Annotated in this window: 1 protein-coding gene; it reads left to right on the top strand. The window is 53.7% G+C overall.

Features of this window, described 5'->3' with window-relative positions; genetic code table 11:
• On the top strand, positions 1–569 hold a 569-nt coding region (locus tag ACFSSA_RS15710), incomplete at its 5' end, for a hypothetical protein (protein ID WP_386821581.1).
• Positions 570–624 lie beyond the last annotated feature (55 nt).

The following is a 624-nucleotide window of genomic DNA, read 5'->3' as shown; positions in this document are numbered from 1 at the left end:
TCGATCCCGATCCGTTTGGCATCTGCCTCGCCGTTCTGGGTGTGGTCGGCAGCGCCGCAAGCATTTTCACAGTCGTTGAAGATAGGATTCGCCGAGAGAAGTTCCGCAGACGCTCCCGAGAGCGAATTGAGATCTTTCGGGTGACTTCGGAGATCCGCGGAGCACTCGCTGAGCTCCGGAGTAACTATCGCTACCTGATCAAGCGCTTCGTTCGGAATACGGAGGATTCGGAGCAGAATGTTTCCAACATGCCCTCAAGGTTTGGCGCAGTTCGCGTTGTCCTCAGCCCCGCGACGGTGGATGAGTATCGAGAGACAGTGGGTGCGATCTTTGAGGGTCTTCACCGGTATCACACAGGTATGATTGAACTTTCTCATCGTGTGTATTTGTATCTCGACCACTTTGACATTCCACCAGTCCAACGCCTGATGGACTTGCGACGGAAGGCTGATGATATCCTCTCGCGAGAGCATTCTGCTCGAGACTCGATTATGATGACCGAAGATTTATTGAGTGAGACAGAGGACGCATTGGATCAAACGTTCGACTGGATCCTACACAACGAATAGGGGGCTATCAAGGCGTCGCTCTCAACACCTGCCCCGCCGCGAGTTCAATCCGTCA

The organism is Luteolibacter algae (assembly GCF_042683045.1).
Taxonomy (GTDB): Bacteria; Verrucomicrobiota; Verrucomicrobiia; order Verrucomicrobiales; family Akkermansiaceae; genus Luteolibacter; species Luteolibacter algae.
Note: the sequence above shows the minus strand (reverse complement) of the source record. Positions and strands in the feature narration are given on the sequence as shown.